The sequence below is a fragment of the Acidovorax sp. Root267 genome, from assembly GCF_001429215.1.
Classification (GTDB): domain Bacteria; phylum Pseudomonadota; class Gammaproteobacteria; order Burkholderiales; family Burkholderiaceae_C; genus Acidovorax; species Acidovorax radicis.
In genome coordinates, this window is sequence record NZ_LMJC01000006.1 from 59,392 (window position 1) to 77,658 (window position 18,267).

Here is an 18,267-nt window from a genome sequence, read left to right on the forward strand (position 1 = left end):
GGGCGGCCGGCGGGTCAGGCCTCGGCGGTGGCGTAGGCACCGGCCAGCAGTTCGACCGAGGCCAGGCGATCGGCAAAACCTGTGACGGGCGTGTCGACCACGAACTCTTCGATGCCGTAGCGCTCGCTGAGCGCATCGAGCTGCTCGCGCACCGTGTCAGGCGAGCCGGCGATCACATGGGGCCGGGTTTCTTCGAGCCGGTAGTCCGCCACGCCGGCCTGGCGCGCAAACTCCGCGGCGGCCTGGGCGCTGGGCAGGTTCACGCTCTGCCCGGTGGACAAATGCAGCTTGAAGACACGCAATGCGCCCACCAGGCTGTCGGCCTGCGCCTGCGTGGGGGCCACCAACGCATAGAGCGCCAGCGAGGGGGCCCGGCCCGCGGCTTCGCGGTACACGCGCACCGTGCGCTCGATGTTCACCGGGTCGCCGTTGAAATGGCCCGCGTACGTGAAGTGCCAGCCGTGGCGCGCCGCCAACGCCGCGCTGTCGGGGCTGCCGCCGAGCAGATGGCGCTCGGGCAGGCTGGGTGGCGCGGGGTAGGCCACAGCGCCCGCCAGCGCGTGGTCCGGGTCCAGCGTTCCGTGCAGGAAGGCGTCCAGCTCCGCAAAGCGCGCGCTGAAGTCGGATGGCCTGGATTTGTCGTGCAGCGCCTGCAGCGCCCGGGTGGACAGCGGCAGGCCGCCGGGCGCCTTGCCTACGCCCAGGTCCACGCGGCCTGGGGCCAGGGATGCGAGCACCTTGAACGCCTCGGCCACCTTGAACGGGCTGTAGTGCTGCAGCATCACGCCGCCGGAGCCGATGCGGATGCGCGAGGTACGCGCCAGCAGGTGGGCCACCAGCACTTCGGGCGCCGAGCCGGCCAGGCCCGGGTTGCCATGGTGCTCGGCCACCCAAAAGCGGCGGTAGCCCAACTGCTCGGCGCGCTGGGCCAGCGCTACGGTGCGCTGCAGCGCCTCGGCCGCCGTGGCCCCTTCGGGGATGGGACTTTTGTCGAGCAGGGAGAGGGCGTAGGACACGGTGGAGGCAGCGATTCGCGCATGGGTGATCAATGCAACAAATTCTGTGGCCCGACGGCCTGCACCGGTTGCGCTAACTTTTCATATCGATATGCGGCGCGCGCTGCGCCGCATACCGCCCACGCCGTGGGTCAGGGCCGCTGCATTGTGCAGCTGTGCGGCTGCTGTGCCTTGGCGGCGGAGATCTGGCGCACCACGCGAAAGCCGTAGCCCGAGCCTTCCACGTCGAACTTCACCCCGGGCGCGCCCTTCTTGTCCATCACGCCCACCACCAGCGCTTGCTGGAACTGGTGGTCCGCCGCGCGCATGCTGCCGCCCTGGCCCGACAGCTGCACGTTGGCGTTCTCCATCTGCCGCGCCACGGCCACGGCGTCGGTGCTGCCCGCGCGTTCGATGGACTGGGCCAGCGCCTCGACCATGAGCTGCATGCGCATGTGCACGTAGTCATCCTGCGGCTTGGGAAAGCGCGTGCGGAACGATTGGTAGAACGCCTCGCTCTGCGCGCCCGGCACGTTGGGCAGCCAGTCGGCTACGGCCACTACCTTGCCGATGCCCGCATCGCCGATGGCAGCCGGCGCACCCAGCGCGTTGCCGTAGAAGGTGTAGAAGCTGCCTTCGTAGCCCACTTCGCGTGCGGCCTTCACCAACAGCGTGAGGTCGTTCCCCCAGTTGCCGGTGACTACGGCCTGCGCGCCGCTGGTCTTGATCTTCACCGCATAGGGTGCGAAGTCCTTCACGCGGCCGATGGGGTGCAGTTCGTCGCCCACCACGGCCACGTCGGGGCGCTGGGCGGCCAGCTGCTTCTTCGCCTCGCGCAGCACGGCCTGGCCGAAGCTGTAGTCCTGGCCGATGAGGTAGACGCTCTTCAAGGCCTTGTCTTCGCGCATCACTTCCATGAGCGCGGCCATGCGCATGTCGGCATGGGCGTCGAAGCGAAAGTGCCAGAAGCTGCATTTCTCGTTGGTGAGGATGGGGTCCACCGCCGAGTAGTTCAAAAAGATCACGCGCTTGTTCGGCTCGCGCTCGTTGTGCTTGTTGATGGCTTCGATCAGCACCGCCGCGGTGGCCGACGAATTGCCCTGCAGGATGACCTGCGCGCCGTCGTCGATGGCTGCGCGCAATGCCGACAAAGCCTCTTCGTTCTGGCCCTTGCTGTCGTAGCGCTCCAGCGCCAGCGGGCGGGGGCCGCCGTTGCTGGCCGGAAGCTGCACGCCGCCGCGTGCGTTCACACGCTCCATGGCCCAGTAGACGTTGCGGTAGACCGCCTCGCCGGTGTTGGCGAACGCGCCGGAGAGACTTTCGATGAGCGCCACCTTCACCGGCCTGGCGGGCGCACTGGCAGGTGTTGAAGCGCTGCCTTGGGCGGCCGCCGGGGTCACCGAGAACAACACCCCGGCGATGCCGACAACTGCGGCAAAAACCGCTGGACGTAATGCCGTGGCGCCTGTTTTCAAGCCCCCGGATCGCAATTTATTCATGCCACTTTTTCCCTTGAAAAGCGATGCGGCCGTACACAACTCCTGTCCATGCGGCGACCACGTCGAGAGCCGCGCAGTGTATAGGAGTACTTTCCATGATCTTCGCCCCCGTCGCCCGCCGTTCCGCCTTCAACGCACCCCGCTCTGCCGACCTGGCGCTGCAACGCTTTTTGCTGGGCAGCTTCACCAATGCAGCCCCTGCAGGCTCTGCCGGCGTGAGCGTGACCCAGGACGAAAAGACCACCACCTTGCAGCTCGATGTGCCCGGCCTGGCCCGCGAGCAGCTGTCCATCCAGATCGAAGGCAACCAGGTTCGCCTGCAAAGCGTGGAAGGCGCGCCCCGCCAAGTGCAGCGCGCCTGGGAGCTGGCCACCGACATCGATGCCGCCAACAGCTCCGCCAAGCTGGAAAACGGCGTGCTGACCCTGACGCTGGCCCGCCTGGAGCCCGTGAGCCGGGCCACGTCGCTGAACATCCAGTAAACGGCTGCGCTTGTTGCACAGTTGCCCGCCCACACAGGGCGGGCAGCCAGCCACCAGCATGACTGCTATTGATTCAATAGCTGAAAGCGCCCTTACCGCAAGCGGTAGGGGCGTTTTTTCTTATGAAACGACCTGCCGACAGGCCTGCGCAGCGGCCCGGGCACGCTCAGTGTGGCAGTGCAGGCACCCGAGCCCGCACACGGTACTCGCTGGGGCTGCAGCCCACGTGGGTGCGGAACACGCGGCTGAAATGCGCGCTGTTCGAAAAGCCCCAGGACAGCGCGATGTCCGTCACCGACCGCTGCGCCTGCGCGCTGCTGCGCAGGTCGCGCAGGCAGGCCTCCAGCCGCCGCCGCTGGATCATGGCGGCCAGCGTTTCCTCGTCGTCGGCCACTGCGTTGTACAGGTGCCGCTTGCTGCAGTTGAGCGCCTGTGCCATGCGGTCGATGGTGAGCTCGGGGTCGCCCAGGTGCCGGTCGATGAACTGGCCGATGCGGTCGCGCAGGGCCTCGCGCTGCGACACGGCGCTGTGCTGGCCATTGCGCTCCAGCAGCGACAGCTGCACCAGGTGCGTGATCACGTCGGCCACGCCGTCGGCAGCGGCGTCGGACATGCTGGGCAGCTCGGTGAACGCCGCGCGCATGGTGTCCCACGCCAGGCGCGACACGCCCGTGGTGCCTGAAAACCGCTGCACCATCAGGTCGTCGAGCTTGAGCTTGCGCTCGGGCAGTTGTTCCTTGGGGATCATCAGCACCATCTGGCGCACGGCTTCGGGGTTGCTCACGGCGTAGGCGCGCGTGGTGTCGTACACGCTCCATTCGCCGGGCGACAGCCACACCTGCCGGCCGTTCTGCTCGAAGCAGGCGCGCCCTTCAAGCTGCGCCACCACCTTGATGTAGGCCCGGTCGCTGCTGCGGATGAGGCTGGGGGTGCGCACCACACGGTGGCGGCTCACGTCCAGCTGGCACAGGTTGATGTAGCCCGCCTGGCCCGACGTGATGTGGCCCGCAAATGCCTCGTCGCCGAAGGCATCGGACTCCAGCCCGCCAATGAGGCGCCACACCGCATCGCCCCACAGGTGCAGGCGGTCGCGCGGTGGCACGGTGTCGGTCGATACCTCGGTCAGAGGGTGGGCCATGGTTGTCTCCAGTCGTCATGCAGACGGTGCCGCCTGTCTCAGCGGGATTATCGGCCGCGCCGCTATTCCTGCGGCGGGCACGGAAATCCGGGTAAACCCCCTGCGCCGTGCACGCTGGGACAAGGCTTTTGTGCACGCTCAGCCCAGCGCACCGGGCAGCGTCTTCCTACGATCCGGGTACGGCCTGCACTGCGCGGGCCTCCCATCCGAGGAGACACACAATGACAACGCATTCACCGTCCCAACCCTCCAAGCGCCAATGGATCAAGGGGGCCGCCGCCACCGTGGGCGCGCTGGCCGTAGCGCCGCAGCTGCTCGCGCAAGGCAGTGGCAGCGGCCCCGTGCGCATCGGCTACGCGATTGCCCGCACGGGCCCCTGGGCCGCAGGCGCACAGGTCAGCCAGGAGCCCAACTACCTGCTGTGGGCCGAACAGGTCAATGCGGCGGGCGGCCTGAGCATCAAGGGCGCCAAGCGCCCCATCGAACTCATCGGCTACGACGACCGCAGCGAGACCGAGACCTGCGTGCGCACCTTCGAGAAACTCATGGGCAGCGACAAGGTGGACCTGATCCTGCCGCCCTGGGGCTCGGGCGCCAACTTCGCCATCGCCCCGCTGGCCAACCGCTTCGGCTACCCGCTGCTGGCGCCCACCGCCCTGTCGCGCAAGCTGATCGACATGAACCTGCCTTACTTCTTCTCCCTGCTGCAGCAGCCCGACAAGATGATGGGCGCGCTGGTGGACATGCTGGTGGCCAACGGCGTGAAGTCGGTGGCCATCGTCTACATGGACGACCTGTTCGGCCTGGAAAACTTCGCGGCGCTGAACAGCGCGCTCAAGAAGACCAGCATCCAGGTGGTGGAGAGGAAGAGCTACCCGCTGGGCGTGAAGGACCTGGCGCCCGTGCTGCGCGGCATCAAGGACCTGAACCCCGATGCCTTCATCGGCATCACCTACCCGCCCGACACCATCCTGGCCAGCCGCCAGGCGCGCGAGGTGGGGCTGAACCCCAAGTTCTTCTACGCCTCGGTGGGCACGGCCTTCCAGTTGTACAAGAACGTGATGCAGGCCAACACCGAAGGCGTGATCGGCATGGGATCGTGGAGCGTGAAGACCAGCCCCGAGGCCACGGCCTACTTCGATGCCCACGTGAAGAAGTTCAACAAGGAGCCCGACCGCTGGGCCAGCGGCCATGCCTGGGCGGGCCTGCAGATCCTGCAGCAGGCCGTGGAGAAGGTGGGCCTCGACCGCAAGGCGCTGCGCGAGCACATCGCCAAGAACGAGTTCAAGACCATCCTGGGCGGCATCCGCTTTGCGGGCAGCGAGAACGCCTCCATCCCCGGCACGGTGAGCCAGTGGCAGGGCAGCGACTTCGAAGTGGTGTGGCCCAAGGACCGCGCCACAGCGCAGTTGAACACCAGCAAACCAGCGTGGAAATAACAAAGTGTCTCTGACTTCCTGGGCCGAACTGGTCGCCAGTGGCCTTATTACCGGCGGCATCTACGCGCTGGTGGCCATGGGCCTGAACCTGCAATACGGGCTGATGCGCATCATGAACATCTCGCATGGCGAGTTTCTGATGCTCGGCGCCTTTCTGACCTGGTGGGCACACACCGCCTGGGGTTGGTCGCCGCTGTTGCTGATGCCCATCGCCTTCATCGCGCTGTTCGTGCTGGGCGTGGCGGTGCATGCGCTGTGCTTCAAGCGCCTGGCGGCGCGCGCGCCGAACGTGGACGTGTTCGAGGCGCGCAGCCTGATGGTGGGCTTCGGCCTGATGTTCCTGGTGCAGAACACCGCCCTGCTGATCTGGGGTGGCGACCTGCGCGGCTACGAGTACCTGGCCGACCCGGTGCAGGTGGCGGGCATGCGCTTCACCGAGAACAAGCTGGTGCTGTTCGGCGTGGCGCTGGCGCTGTCGGCCGCGCTGATCGCCTTGCTCAAGCTCACCTTGCTGGGCAAGGCCGTGCGGGCGCTGATGCAGTCGCCCACGGGGGCGCAGCTGGTGGGCATCAACACCCGGCGTCTGCACCCGATGATGTTCGGCATCGGCCTGGGCCTGTCGGGCGTGGCAGGGGCCCTGCTGTCGATGACCTACGAGATCTCCCCGTCGATGGGCGAGCCCTATACCGTGACGGCGCTGATCGTGATCACGCTGGGCGGCTTCGGCAGCCTGGCGGGCAGCCTGGCCGGTGGCCTGCTGCTGGGTGTGGTCGAAGCCCTGGGCATGCATTTCAGCAGCCCCTCTCTCAAGATGCTGCTGAGCTATGCGGTGTTCATCGGCGTGCTCATCTGGCGCCCCAACGGCCTCTTCTCCAAAAAATGAAATCTTTCCATTCCAACAAGCCCTGGCTTGCGCTCGCCGCGGGCACGGCCGTGGTCGGCACCCTGCCCTGGCTGGTGTCCGAGTTCATGGCCTCGGTGCTGCTCAGCTGCCTGATGTACATCGCGCTGGCCACCAGCTGGTCACTGTTCTGCGGAGCCACGCGCTACCTGTCGCTGGCCACGTCGGCCTTCTTCGGCATCGGGGCGTATGCCAGCGCCACGTTGCTCGGCAGCCTGCCCTGGCCGCTGGTGATCGTGGCCGGCGCGCTGATCGCCGCCGTGGTGGCCATCGTGATGGGTGCGGCCGTGCTGCACCTGCGCGGCACCTATTTCGCGGTGCTGACCTTCGGCATGACGGAGCTGATCCGCCATGCGGTGACCTTTGTCGAGAAGCAGGTGTCGGGCACCGTGGGCCGCGTGCTCACGGTGGTGCCCAGCAACGAGACGGTGTACCTCACGGTACTGCTGATCGCGGCGGCCGCCATCGCCACGGCCATGGCCGTGAAGCACAGCCGCTTCGGACTAGCGCTCTCGGGCATCGGCGCCGACGAGCAGCGCGCCCAGACCCTGGGCGTGGACACGCGCCTGGCCAAGATCGCGGGCTTCGGCATCACGGCCGCGTTTGCGGGCGCCGTGGGCGCGGCCATGGCCGTGCGCTGGACCTACATCGAGCCGGCCGCCGTGTTCAGCCCCTTCATCGGCTTCCAGACGGTGCTGATCGCGCTGATCGGCGGCGCGGCCAGCATCGGCGGGCCGGTGCTCGCGGCCATCGTCTTCAGCCTGCTGGCCGAGACGCTGCGCCTGCAGCTGCCCTATGGCTACATGATGGTGCTGGGCCTGCTGCTGATCCTGTGTGTGATGTACCTGCCCAACGGGCTGGCCACGCTGTGGCAGCGCAAGCGGGCAGCCACGCCTGCAACGGAGGCCGGCCATGTCTGAAGCCCTGCTGACCATCGACAGCGTGACCGTGCGCTTTGGCGGGCTGACCGCCGTGGACGGCGTGAGCGCCACGCTGCATGCCGGCGAGCTCATCGGCATCATCGGCCCCAACGGCGCGGGCAAGACCACCTTCTTCAACGCCATCTCGGGCGTGCAGCCCCCCACCTCGGGCACGCTGCACTGCGCTGCCGACAACCTCACCGGCAAGGGCCCGCACCACTATGCGGCCCACGGCATCGCGCGCACCTTCCAGACGCCGCGCGTATTCCCGGACATGACGATGCGCGACAACGTGCGCTTCGGCATGCAGTTCGCGGGCCGCCACCGCCAGGGGCCTGTGGGCCTGCGCAATGAAGACGAGATCCTGGAGATGCTGGGCCTCGCGGCACTGGCGCAGCGCCCTGCCGCCGACGTCACACCGTCGCAGCAGCGCCTGCTGGAGATCGGCATGGCCTTGGGCACACGCCCCCGTCTGCTGCTGCTCGACGAGGTGGCGGCCGGGCTAACCGAGGCCGAGGTGGACGCCATGGCCCAGCGCATCCGCAGACTGCGCGACGACTATGGCCTGACGGTGGTGTGGATCGAGCACGCGGTGACCACGCTGTTGAAATACGTGGAGCGCGTGCTGGTGCTGCACCAGGGCCGCAAGATCGCCGACGGTACACCCGCAGAGGTCGTGCGCGACCCGCAGGTGATCGAGGCCTATCTGGGTGACGAGATGGCAACGGGCCCGGAACAAGGAGCCACCGTATGAGCGGCGCACACCTGCAAGTGCAGAACCTGACCACGGGCTACCACGGTTTTCAGGTGCTGCAGGACCTGTCGCTCGAAGCAGCGCCCGGCATCACGGTCATCGTCGGCCCCAACGGCGCGGGCAAGACCACGCTGCTCAAGGCGCTCGCAGGCCTGTTGTCACGCGAGGGCACGGTGCTGCTGGATGGCCAGAAGGTGCCTGCCACGAACGCCACCGCTTGTGTGCAACGCGGCCTGGCCCTGGTGGCCGAGGGCCGCCAGTTGTTCCCGCAGATGACGGTGACAGAGAACCTGGAGCTGGGCGGCTGGTTGGTGCCCTCACGGGTGCGCACAGACCGCTTGGCCCAGGCCTTCGAAGACTTTCCGCGCTTGAAGGAACGCGCCCAGCAGTTGGCCGGCACCATGAGCGGCGGCGAACAGCAGATGGTGGCCGTGGCCCGCGCCATGATGAGCGGCCCGCGCCTCTTGATGCTGGACGAGCCCTCGCTGGGCCTGGCCCCGCGCATGGTGGACGAGCTGCTGGCCATCGTGCAGCGCATCGCGGCGCAGGGCATCACCGTGCTCATGGTGGAGCAGAACGTGCGCAAGGCGCTGCAGGTGGCCCAGCGCGGCTATGTGCTGGAGCGCGGACGCATCGTGGCGTCCGGCGATGCCGCGACCTTGTTGCACTCGGATGCAGTGCGGCAGGCGTATCTCGGCGTAGCCTAGCCGCTGCCCTATTCCCCCTCTTTCTTTCTTGATCGAACTTCCTTCGTTCTTGTTGTCCAGGAGACTTTTCCCATGACTGCCATTTCCATGCTGATCCACGGCGAGCGCGTGCAAGCCACCGGCGGCGCGACTTTCGAGCGCCGCAACCCGCTCGACGGCTCCGTGGCCACCACTGCCCCAGCGGCCACCGTGGCCGATGCCAAAGCCGCTGCAGACGCAGCCGCCAAGGCCTTCCCGGCCTGGTCGGCCCTGGGCCCCAACGCCCGCCGTGCACTGCTTCTCAAGGCCGCGCATGCGCTCGAAGCCAAGGGCGAGGCCTTTGCCACCGCCATGGCCGCCGAGACCGGAGCATCAGGCCTGTGGGCCGGCTTCAACGTGCACCTGGCCGCAGGCCTGCTGCAGGAAGCCGCGGCCCTGACCACGCAGATCGCGGGCGAGGTGATCCCGTCCGACGTGCCCGGCAGCCTGGCCATGGGCGTGCGCCAGGCCGCGGGCGTGGTGCTGGGCATCGCGCCGTGGAACGCGCCCATCATCCTCGGCGTGCGCGCCATTGCCACGCCGCTGGCCTGCGGCAACACGGTGATCTTGAAGGGCTCGGAGCTGAGCCCTGCCACGCACGGTCTGATCATCGAGGCCCTGCAGGAAGCCGGCCTGCCCCCGGGCGTGGTGAACTTCGTGACCAATGCCCCGGCCGATGCCGGCGCCGTGGTCGAGGCCATCGTGGCCCACCCGGCCGTGCGCCGCGTGAACTTCACGGGCTCCACCAAGGTCGGCCGCATCATCGCGCAGACGTGTGCCAAGTACCTCAAGCCCGTGGTGCTGGAGCTGGGTGGCAAGGCCCCGCTGCTGGTGCTGGACGATGCGGACGTGGATGCCGCCGTGGCGGGCACCGTGTTCGGATCGTTCGCCAACTCGGGCCAGATCTGCATGTCCACCGAACGCATCATTGTGGACAACGCGGTGGCAGACGAGTTCGTGGCCAAGCTGGGCGAGCGCGCCAAGGCTCTGCCCCTGGGCGACCCGCGCAAGGGCCCGGTGGTGCTGGGCTCGGTGGTGGACATGACCACGGTGCAGCGCTGCAACGCCCTGATCGACGACGCGCTGGCCAAGGGCGCCACGCTGGTGTGCGGCGGCAAGAGCGAGAACACGCTGATGGCCGCCACCATCCTCGACCACGTGACGGCCGACATGGACATCTACCGCGAGGAGTCTTTCGGCCCGGTCAAGCCGGTGGTGCGTGTGAACGGCGTGGAGGAGGCGATCGCGTGTGCCAACGACAACGAGTTCGGTCTGTCCTCCGCCGTGTTCAGCCGCGATGTGGCGAAGGCGTGGAATGTGGCGGCGCGCATTGAGTCGGGGATCTGCCATATCAACGGCCCCACGGTGCACGACGAAGGGCAGATGCCGTTCGGGGGGGTGAAGAGTTCGGGGTACGGGCGGTTTGGGGGGATGGCGGGGGTGCGGGAGTTTACGGAGCTGCGATGGATTACGGTGCAGACGACGGCGCGGCACTATCCGTTCTGATTTTTTGGTAGTTCTTTTGGGCTCTGGCGCTTATTCATCAAGCGCTGGAGGCCATTTTTAATCGCAATTCAGTCACCCAGCAACCGTAATCGCATCCAACGGCCACCGTGGCTTCACATCAAACGCATAGTTGCTGCTGGCCTCCTGCTGCCCCGCCTGCAAACGCATTGCCGCCGCCATGGCAATCATCGCGCCGTTGTCCGTGCACAGATGCAGCTCCGGGTAATGCACCCGCACCTTGGCGGCGGCACAGGCGGCATTCAGCTGCGCCCGCAAGTGCCGATTGGCCCCCACGCCACCCGCCACCACCACCCGCTTCAAGCCCGTCTGCTTCAACGCAGTGAGCGTCTTCTTCACCAGCACATCCACAATCGCCGCCTCGGTGCTGGCCGCCAGGTCGGCCTTGCGCACTTGCAGCTCGTCACCCAGCTTTTTGGCCTGCGTCAGCACAGCCGTCTTGAGCCCGGCAAAAGAGAAATCAAGGTTGCCGCTGTGCAGCAGCGGGCGCGGCAGCTTGAAGGCCGCCGGGTCGCCCTGCTCGGCCAGGCGTGAGAGCGCTGGCCCGCCGGGGTAGCCCAGGCCCATGAGCTTGGCGGACTTGTCAAACGCTTCACCGGCGGCATCGTCGATGGTTTCGCCCAGGATCTCGTAGCGGCCCACGCCATCCACACGCATCAACTGGGTATGCCCGCCAGAGACCAGCAGGGCCACGAAGGGGAACTCGGGCGGGTCCGCGCTCAGGAAGGGCGACAGCAAATGCCCCTCCAGGTGGTGCACGCCCAGCACCGGCTTGTCCAGCGCCGCCCCCAGCGCGCAGGCCACCCCTGCGCCCACCAGGAGCGCACCAGCCAGACCCGGGCCGCGGGTATAGGCCACCACATCCACATCCGCCAGCGTCTGGCCGGATTCGGTGAGCACCTGCGTGGCCAGTGGCAGCACGCGGCGGATGTGGTCGCGGCTGGCCAGCTCGGGCACCACGCCACCGTAGGCCTGGTGCATCTCGATCTGGCTGTGCAGCGCATGCGCCAGCAATGTGGGCACGGCATGGCCCGTCGAACGGACCAGTGCCACGCCCGTTTCGTCGCACGAAGATTCAATACCGAGTATCAGCAAGCTCATGCCCCGAGTGTAAAACCCGGCCTCGCGCAGGGCCTGATGCAAAAACCCCTGCTGGCGCTGGCCAGCAGGGGTTGTTCAAAGCCATGCCGCCTGAAGAACCGGCCGGCTACCAGCGGTCCGAACGCATGCGCAGCTCCCAGCTGCCGCTGCGCAGTTCGTACACGCCCACGGCGCCGTAGCGCTGTTCGCCCTTTTCGTCCCAGCTCATGGTGCCGATCACGGGGGCATAGCCGTTGATGCCGTGCATGGCCTTGGTGATCTCTTTGGGGTCGGCAGACTTGGCCTTCTGGATGGCGGCGGTCAGCACGTAGGTGCTGTCGTAGCTGTAGTGGCCACCATAGGCGGGCGGCTTCTTGTAGGCCTCGATGTACTTTTCAAGGAAGGGCTTGCCGGTGGTGAACTCTTTGGCTTCGAGCACGGGCGACGTTGCATACAGCCCCTCGACAATGCCAGCGCCCTTGGCCATGTCGGTGGTCTTGATGGTGTCGCCGCCCAGCAGGCTGACCTTGGTGTGGCCCACCTTGCGCAGCGACTCCAGCAGTGCCAGGGCCTGGAAGTCGTTGAGGGTGGAGACGATCACCTCCACCTTGGCGGCCTTCAGTTCGCCCGCGAGTTCGTCGAATGCCGTGGTCTTGTCGTCAAACGACTTGCGCACCACCACCTCTTTCTTCTCGGCCTTGAGCTGCGCAGCGGCCCCGTCGGCCAGGCCCTTGCCATAGGGCGTGCCATCGTCCAGCGCGGCGTAGCGGGCGGCGCCCAGCTGCGTCGCAGCAAACGAGCCGATGGCGCGTGCCTGCAGGGTGTCGTTGGCTACCATGCGGAACGTGGTGGGAAAACCCATCTGGGTGAACTTGGGATTGGTCGAGATGGCGATCTGGGGAATGTCCTTGGCCGCATAGATCGGCGCGGTCTCGATGCTCACCCCTGAATTCAGATGCCCGATCACGGCCACCACGCCGGAGTCCACCAGCTGCTGTGCCACGGTCTTGCCGGTGGCGGCGTCGGCCTTGTCATCCACCGACACCACCTCCAGCGTCACGCGTTTGCCGTCCACGCTGTAGCCGCCCTTGTTGAGCTCTGCCACGGCCAGATTCACCCCGTTGAGCAAATCCTGCCCCAGCGCGCCCAGCGGGCCGCTCAACGGCTGGGCCACACCGATCTTGATGGTGTCGGGCACCTTGCTGCAACCTGTCAACACCAGCAGCGCGGATACCGCCACGGTGGTCAGGGCCAAGCCGGCAGAGATATGCCGCCGGTCAATGTGCTTGTTCATGCAAATCCTCTTGAATAGGTCAATGTGAGCAGATGTATATGCGACGCAGCCGGGGAGGTGCTATCGGGTATGCCCTGCCCATCGCCAAACTATTAGCAAGTTTCAGGCCCCGCAAGGTGAAAAAGCCTGCCCTGGGCGAAGAACCCTTGGCGTGCACCGCTTCGATGCACCAATTTATGGCGTAAAAATTGCTTATGCTCCAGGGTATGAACGAGTCTTTGCGCATCGTGGTGGTTGCCCCGGATCTGGCGGTCGCCGACCCCGCCGACGAGCATGCCGTGCTGCAGGCGGATCGGTCGCGGGCGCTGCGCATCGGGCTGCTGGAGAACAATTTCAACCTGGTGGCCACGCTGCCCGCTGACGTTTTTCTGAGCGAGCGCATCGCCCAGCTGCAGCCCGACCTCATCATCGTGGACGCCGAAAGCGAAGCCCGCGACGCCCTCGAACACGTCGTGATGGCCACGCGCAATGAACGCCGCCCCATCGTGATGTTCACCAACGATGAAGACACCTCGCACGTCAAGGATGCGGTGGCGGCGGGCGTGTCGGCCTACATCGTGGCGGGCCTGGCCCCCCAGCGCATCCGCCCCATCCTGGACGTGGCCATGGCGCGGTTCCAGCACGAACAGGCCCTGCGCGCCGAGCTGGCCGACGCCAAGACCGAACTCAAAGACCGCAAGACCATCGACCGCGCCAAGGGCCTGCTGATGCAGCGCCAGGGCCTGACCGAACAGGCCGCCTACGAAAAGCTGCGCAAGACCGCCATGGACAAGGGCCTCAAGCTGGTGGACGTGGCCCAGCGCATGCTCGATGTGATGGACTTGCTGGGCTGAGCAGGCCACATCCCCGTGAGGCGCTGCGGGGCGGCCCTTGCTTGATATCCCTCGTCTGGACCACGCCCAGGCCCTCCGGCTTCTCCCAGATGGTGCGCCGCACAAACGCAGTGCAGTCCGCGTGCACGCACCAGCCCTGACCATCTCAAGCAAAAAAGGCCTCTTGCGCCTATCCAGCAATCCAAGATTGCTATCAAAAACATAGCAAAAGCAGCGCCAAACTGGAGCAACACAGGCTGGCACGCTGCTTGCATAACCCATGGCGAGACCAATGACGGTCCCACCACTGACAGCACTGACCCAATGGCGGGCCGGTGCTGGCTCAAAGCCCCCCAATGGGCTTTGCCATGGACAAAGGCGTCCCTCTCCGCGGCCGGTTTGCAAATGCAACCAGCCCAGGGGAGGACGCCTTTTTTGCTTTGTAACGACGCGAGGAAATGCCCCATGACCGATCTGTTGAAAACCAGTCTCAACCGCCGCACCGTGCTGCAGGCCGCTACCGTTGGCGCCGTGGGCGTGAGCCCCGCCCTGCGGGCACTGGTCCACGCCCAGGGCTCGGACGCCCCCGAGAAAAAGGAGGTCAAGATCGGCTTCATCCCACTGACCGATTGCGCCAGCGTGGTGATGGCCTCGGTGCTGGGCATCGACAAGAAATATGGCGTGACCATCATCCCCACCAAGGAAGCCTCGTGGGCCGGTGTGCGCGACAAGCTGGTGAATGGCGAGCTCGACTTTGCCCACGTGTTGTACGGCCTGGTCTACGGTGTGCACCTGGGCCTGGCTGGCCCCAAGAAGGACATGGCCGTGCTGATGAACTTGAACCAGAACGGCCAGGCCATCACGCTGTCCAAGAAACTCGCCGACAAGGGCGCCGTCAACGGAGCGGGCCTGGCCAAGCTGATGGCCAGCGAGAAGCGCGAATACACCTTTGCGCAGACCTTCCCCACCGGCACACACGCCATGTGGCTGTACTACTGGCTGGCGGCCCATGGCATCGACCCGATGAAAGACGCCAAGGTCATCACCGTGCCGCCGCCACAGATGGTGGCCAACATGCGCGTGGGCAACATGGACGGTTTCTGCGTGGGCGAGCCCTGGAACCACCGCGCCATCATGGACGGCATCGGAGTGACCGCCACCACCACGCAGGACATCTGGAAGGACCACCCCGAAAAGGTGCTGGGCACCACGTCCGAATTCGTGCAGAAGTACCCCAACACGGCGCGCGCCGTGACAGCCGCCATCCTGGAGGCCAGCAAGTGGATCGACGAAGGCCTGGCCAACAAGAACAAGATGGCCGAGACCATTGCCGGCAAGGCCTACGTGAACACGGGTGTCGATGCCATCAACCAGCGCATCCTGGGCCGCTACCAGGACGGCATGGGCAAGACCTGGGACGACCCCAACCACATGAAATTCTTCAACGAAGGCACGGTGAACTTCCCGTACCTCACGGACGGCATGTGGTTCCTCACGCAGCACAAGCGCTGGGGCCTGATGAAGGACCATCCCGACTACCTGGGTGTCGCCAAGGCCGTGAACCGCATCGACGTCTACAAGCAGGCCGCAACGGCCTCCAAGACGCCGTTGCCCAAGACCGAGATGCGCAGCAGCAAGTTCATGGACGGTGTGGTGTGGGACGGCAAAGACCCCGCCAAGTACGCCGACAGCTTCAAGATCAAGGCGTAAGCGCCCTGCCCCGTCCACCCAGCACAGGAGAACACCATGGTCAGTGCCGTCTTTCACTCCCCGTTGGATGCAGCCCCCGTGGTTGCACAGAATGCTATGAATAATGTAGCTACCAGCGCTTCACCTGCAAGCGCCAGAAGCCAAAAACAGCTAAAACCTGCACCGCTGGCGCCCCCCGCACCAGCGGTGGCTGCTGCCGCGGCCCCAGCCAGCCGCGACTGGGCGGCGCTTTCGCGCAGCTTCTGGATGGCGGTGCTGCCGCCGCTGTGTGGCCTGGGCTTGCTGGTGGGTCTGTGGGCCGTGGTGTCAGCCACCACGGGCAACAGCATTCCCGGCCCGGTGGAAACCTGGAAGCAGGCGCTGGAAATCTTCAGCAACCCGTTCTACCGCAACGGCCCCAACGACCAGGGCGTGGGCTGGAACGTGCTGATGTCGCTCGAACGCGTGGCCGTGGGCTTTGGCATGGCGGCGCTGGTGGGCATTCCGGCCGGCTTCGTGATCGGGCGCTTCAACTTCCTGTCGCGCATGTTCAACCCGCTCATCAGCCTGCTGCGCCCCGTGTCGCCCCTGGCTTGGCTGCCCATTGGCCTGCTGGTCTTCAAAGGTGCCAACCCGGCCGCCATCTGGACGATCTTCATCTGCTCCATCTGGCCCATGATCATCAACACCGCCGTGGGCGTGCAGCGTGTGCCGCAGGACTACATGAACGTGGCCCGCGTGCTCAACCTGTCGGAGTGGAAGATTGCCACCAAGATCCTGTTCCCCGCCGTGCTGCCCTACATGCTGACCGGCGTGCGCCTGGCCGTGGGCACGGCATGGCTCGTGATCGTGGCCGCCGAAATGCTGACTGGCGGCGTGGGCATTGGCTTTTGGGTGTGGGACGAGTGGAACAACCTGAACGTCAAGAACATCATCATCGCGATCTTCGTGATCGGCATCGTCGGGCTGGTGCTGGAGTTTGCACTCATCAAGCTGGCCACCGCATTTACGTTTGAAGAGGTGAAAGCATGAATCCCACCGCAGCATCCACACATCCCTCCATGACCACCAAGTTCATCGAGATCCATGGCGTCGAGCAGACCTTCAAGACGGCAAAGGGCCTGTTCCCTGCGCTGCGCGACATCAACCTGACGATTGCCAAGGGCGAATTCGTGGCGCTGATTGGCCACTCGGGCTGCGGCAAGTCCACCCTGCTGAACCTGATCGCGGGCCTGACCACGCCCACCAACGGTGCGCTGCTGTGCGCCAACAAGGAGATCAAGGGCCCGGGGCCAGAGCGCGCCGTGGTGTTCCAGAACCACTCGCTGCTGCCCTGGCTCACCTGCTTCGACAACATCTACCTGGCCGTGGAGCGCGTGTTTGGCGGCAAGGAAACCAAGGCCCAGCTCAAGGCCCGCACCGATGCCGCGCTGGCGCTGGTGGGCCTCACACCGGCAGGGCAAAAGCGCCCGGGCGAGATCTCGGGCGGCATGAAGCAGCGCGTGGGCATTGCCCGTGCGCTGAGCATGGAGCCCCAGGTGTTGCTGATGGACGAGCCCTTTGGCGCGCTGGATGCACTGACCCGCGCCAAGCTGCAAGATGAACTGCTGGAGATCGTGGCACGCACCCAGAGCACCGTGGTGATGGTGACGCACGACGTGGACGAGGCCGTGCTGCTGTCCGACAAGATCGTGATGATGACCAACGGCCCCGCTGCCACGATTGGCGAGGTGCTGGCCGTCAACCTGCCCCGCCCCCGCCGCCGTGTGGAACTGGCCGAAGACCCGCAGTACGTGCACTACCGCAAGGCAGTGATCGACTTCCTCTACACCCGCCAGGGGCACGTCGAAAAAGCCGCTTGAGCAGCCGGGTCGGCCGCGACCCGGACACCCAAAACAAAAGGGCTCTGACCAGATCGGTCAGAGCCCTTTTTTTCAGCGTTGCGCCAAAGAAAGCCGCCCGCAGAACGCGCACAACCCAAGCCAGTGTCCCCGCGCAAGGGCCGCCCCGCCGGGCTGGGGGCGTCCCCCTTCCCGCGCGCAGCGCGAGAGAAGGGGGAAGGCGCGCAGCGCCTCAGGGGGTTGTCCTTAGTGAGTTCCAGTGATGTAGTGCTCCAGCTGCTCGATGATGAATTTCTGCTCGGAAATGATGTCCTTGACCAGATCGCCAATGGAGATCATGCCCACGAGCTTGCCACCCTCGACCACCGGCAGGTGGCGCAGGCGGTTGTTGCTCATGATCTGCATGCACTGCTCGCTGGTCTGGTCGGGCCGCACAAACAGCACAGAGGTTGTCATCACGTCACGGACCTGCGTGACGGCGGAGGTACGCCCCATGAGGGCAATCTTTCGCGCGTAGTCGCGCTCGGTAAAGATGCCGGCGATGGATTCGCCCTCCACCGCCAGCAACGCGCCGATGCCCTTGTCGGCCATGAGCTTGAGCGCCTCAAACACGGAGGCGCCGGGGGCAATGGTGTGGACGATGGCGTCCGGTTTGGACTGAAGAATCTTGGCGACGATGGTCATGGGAACCTCCCTCTGTATACCTGAAACAGGCGTAGAGAGATTTCAGCCCATAAGCCCAACGGGCGCAACCCGCGCAAGCCCGATTTGTCACGCTTTTGGGCCGGGTGTGGCAATGGCGATGCATATGTTTCGGCTCTGTTGCATTCGGCCGGACGCGAAACAAACTGAAAAGAACCGAAACCGCGACGAGACGACGCCGGGGCAGTGGCCGGGCACGATACAGCCCATGTCCAACGCATTTCCAAAGGAATCAACGCCCACCCTTCTTGCCTCGGATCGATCGCTTGCGACCGGCTGCGGGCCTTTGGCCACAGGCAGGAAACAGGCGCCTGGATTGTTTCCAAAACTGGAACAGTTAGTTTGCGACCAGCTGGTTTTTCTTTACCCCCCTGCGGCGTACAGTTCATCCCATCGATGAGCCGAACCCGCAAGGCGACTCACCGAACCCGGTTTGAAGCAGCTTTCATTTTTGTTCTTTGCTCCGGTTTTT

General features: G+C 65.8%; 17 protein-coding genes. 11 read left to right on the plus strand and 6 right to left on the minus strand.

The window, feature by feature from the left end:
• Window positions 1–14: 14 nt before the first annotated feature.
• Together ASE39_RS07730 and ASE39_RS07735 are read right to left on the minus strand one after the other, a co-directional pair.
• Window positions 15–1,016: an LLM class flavin-dependent oxidoreductase gene (locus tag ASE39_RS07730; RefSeq protein WP_057270793.1), complete on the minus strand. Its 1,002-nt coding sequence runs from the start codon at window positions 1,014–1,016 to the stop codon at window positions 15–17.
• Between the two features lie 131 nt (window positions 1,017–1,147).
• Window positions 1,148–2,494 carry a branched-chain amino acid ABC transporter substrate-binding protein gene (locus ASE39_RS07735; RefSeq protein ID WP_057270744.1) on the minus strand — a complete coding sequence of 449 codons (1,347 nt, stop codon included), beginning with the start codon at window positions 2,492–2,494 and terminating at the stop codon, window positions 1,148–1,150.
• 95 nt (window positions 2,495–2,589) lie between these two features.
• On the opposite strand from ASE39_RS07735, the gene ASE39_RS07740 reads away from it, so the two are divergent.
• Window positions 2,590–2,976 carry an Hsp20/alpha crystallin family protein gene (locus ASE39_RS07740; protein ID WP_057270745.1) on the plus strand — a complete coding sequence of 129 codons (387 nt, stop codon included), beginning with the start codon at window positions 2,590–2,592 and terminating at the stop codon, window positions 2,974–2,976.
• A 166-nt stretch (window positions 2,977–3,142) separates the two neighbouring features.
• Here the strand turns inward: ASE39_RS07740 and ASE39_RS07745 are convergent, their stop codons facing one another.
• The gene (locus ASE39_RS07745; protein WP_057270746.1) at window positions 3,143–4,114 is read right to left on the minus strand and encodes a helix-turn-helix domain-containing protein; all 972 of its coding nucleotides are present in this window, start codon (window positions 4,112–4,114) and stop codon (window positions 3,143–3,145) included.
• 221 nt (window positions 4,115–4,335) lie between these two features.
• On the opposite strand from ASE39_RS07745, the gene ASE39_RS07750 reads away from it, so the two are divergent.
• From ASE39_RS07750 to ASE39_RS07775, 6 genes are all read left to right on the plus strand, one after another.
• A complete protein-coding gene (locus ASE39_RS07750) occupies window positions 4,336–5,553 on the plus strand; it encodes an amino acid ABC transporter substrate-binding protein (protein WP_057270747.1) in 1,218 nt (405 codons plus the stop codon).
• 4 nt (window positions 5,554–5,557) lie between these two features.
• On the plus strand, window positions 5,558–6,436 hold the full coding sequence (locus ASE39_RS07755; protein WP_057270748.1) for a branched-chain amino acid ABC transporter permease: 879 nt from the start codon (window positions 5,558–5,560) through the stop codon (window positions 6,434–6,436).
• The gene (locus tag ASE39_RS07760; protein ID WP_057270749.1) at window positions 6,433–7,374 is read left to right on the plus strand and encodes a branched-chain amino acid ABC transporter permease; all 942 of its coding nucleotides are present in this window, start codon (window positions 6,433–6,435) and stop codon (window positions 7,372–7,374) included. The genes ASE39_RS07755 and ASE39_RS07760 overlap by 4 nt, the downstream gene beginning before the upstream one ends.
• Window positions 7,367–8,128, plus strand: coding sequence for an ABC transporter ATP-binding protein (locus tag ASE39_RS07765; protein ID WP_057270750.1), 762 nt, complete (start codon window positions 7,367–7,369; stop codon window positions 8,126–8,128). The genes ASE39_RS07760 and ASE39_RS07765 overlap by 8 nt, the downstream gene beginning before the upstream one ends.
• A complete protein-coding gene (locus tag ASE39_RS07770) occupies window positions 8,125–8,835 on the plus strand; it encodes an ABC transporter ATP-binding protein (protein ID WP_057270751.1) in 711 nt (236 codons plus the stop codon). The genes ASE39_RS07765 and ASE39_RS07770 overlap by 4 nt, the downstream gene beginning before the upstream one ends.
• A 72-nt stretch (window positions 8,836–8,907) precedes the next feature.
• Window positions 8,908–10,359 (plus strand): aldehyde dehydrogenase, encoded by a 1,452-nt coding sequence (locus ASE39_RS07775; protein WP_057270752.1) that lies wholly within the window; start codon window positions 8,908–8,910, stop codon window positions 10,357–10,359.
• A 72-nt stretch (window positions 10,360–10,431) separates the two neighbouring features.
• On the opposite strand, the gene tsaD is transcribed toward ASE39_RS07775, so the two are convergent.
• Window positions 10,432–11,478 carry a tRNA (adenosine(37)-N6)-threonylcarbamoyltransferase complex transferase subunit TsaD gene (tsaD, locus tag ASE39_RS07780; RefSeq protein ID WP_010460046.1) on the minus strand — a complete coding sequence of 349 codons (1,047 nt, stop codon included), beginning with the start codon at window positions 11,476–11,478 and terminating at the stop codon, window positions 10,432–10,434.
• 106 nt (window positions 11,479–11,584) lie between these two features.
• A complete protein-coding gene (locus ASE39_RS07785; RefSeq protein ID WP_010460044.1) occupies window positions 11,585–12,751 on the minus strand; it encodes a branched-chain amino acid ABC transporter substrate-binding protein in 1,167 nt (388 codons plus the stop codon).
• Between the two features lie 206 nt (window positions 12,752–12,957).
• Between ASE39_RS07785 and ASE39_RS07790 the strand changes: the two genes are divergently transcribed.
• The 4 genes from ASE39_RS07790 (at window position 12,958) to ASE39_RS07805 (ending at window position 17,114) form a co-directional block, all read left to right on the plus strand.
• Window positions 12,958–13,584, plus strand: a complete 627-nt coding sequence (locus tag ASE39_RS07790; RefSeq protein WP_057270753.1) for an ANTAR domain-containing protein — start codon at window positions 12,958–12,960, stop codon at window positions 13,582–13,584.
• Between the two features lie 444 nt (window positions 13,585–14,028).
• Window positions 14,029–15,273 carry a CmpA/NrtA family ABC transporter substrate-binding protein gene (locus tag ASE39_RS07795; RefSeq protein ID WP_010460041.1) on the plus strand — a complete coding sequence of 415 codons (1,245 nt, stop codon included), beginning with the start codon at window positions 14,029–14,031 and terminating at the stop codon, window positions 15,271–15,273.
• Between the two features lie 36 nt (window positions 15,274–15,309).
• Entirely contained in the window at window positions 15,310–16,284 is a 975-nt protein-coding gene (gene ntrB / locus ASE39_RS07800) for a nitrate ABC transporter permease (protein ID WP_057270754.1), read from the plus strand.
• Entirely contained in the window at window positions 16,281–17,114 is an 834-nt protein-coding gene (locus tag ASE39_RS07805; RefSeq protein ID WP_057270755.1) for an ABC transporter ATP-binding protein, read from the plus strand. Before ntrB ends, ASE39_RS07805 begins: the two co-directional genes overlap by 4 nt.
• A gap of 225 nt (window positions 17,115–17,339) precedes the next feature.
• Here ASE39_RS07805 and ASE39_RS07810 read toward each other — a convergent pair whose 3' ends face one another.
• On the minus strand, window positions 17,340–17,777 hold the full coding sequence (locus ASE39_RS07810) for a CBS domain-containing protein (protein WP_010460036.1): 438 nt from the start codon (window positions 17,775–17,777) through the stop codon (window positions 17,340–17,342).
• Between the last annotated feature and the right edge of the window lie 490 nt (window positions 17,778–18,267).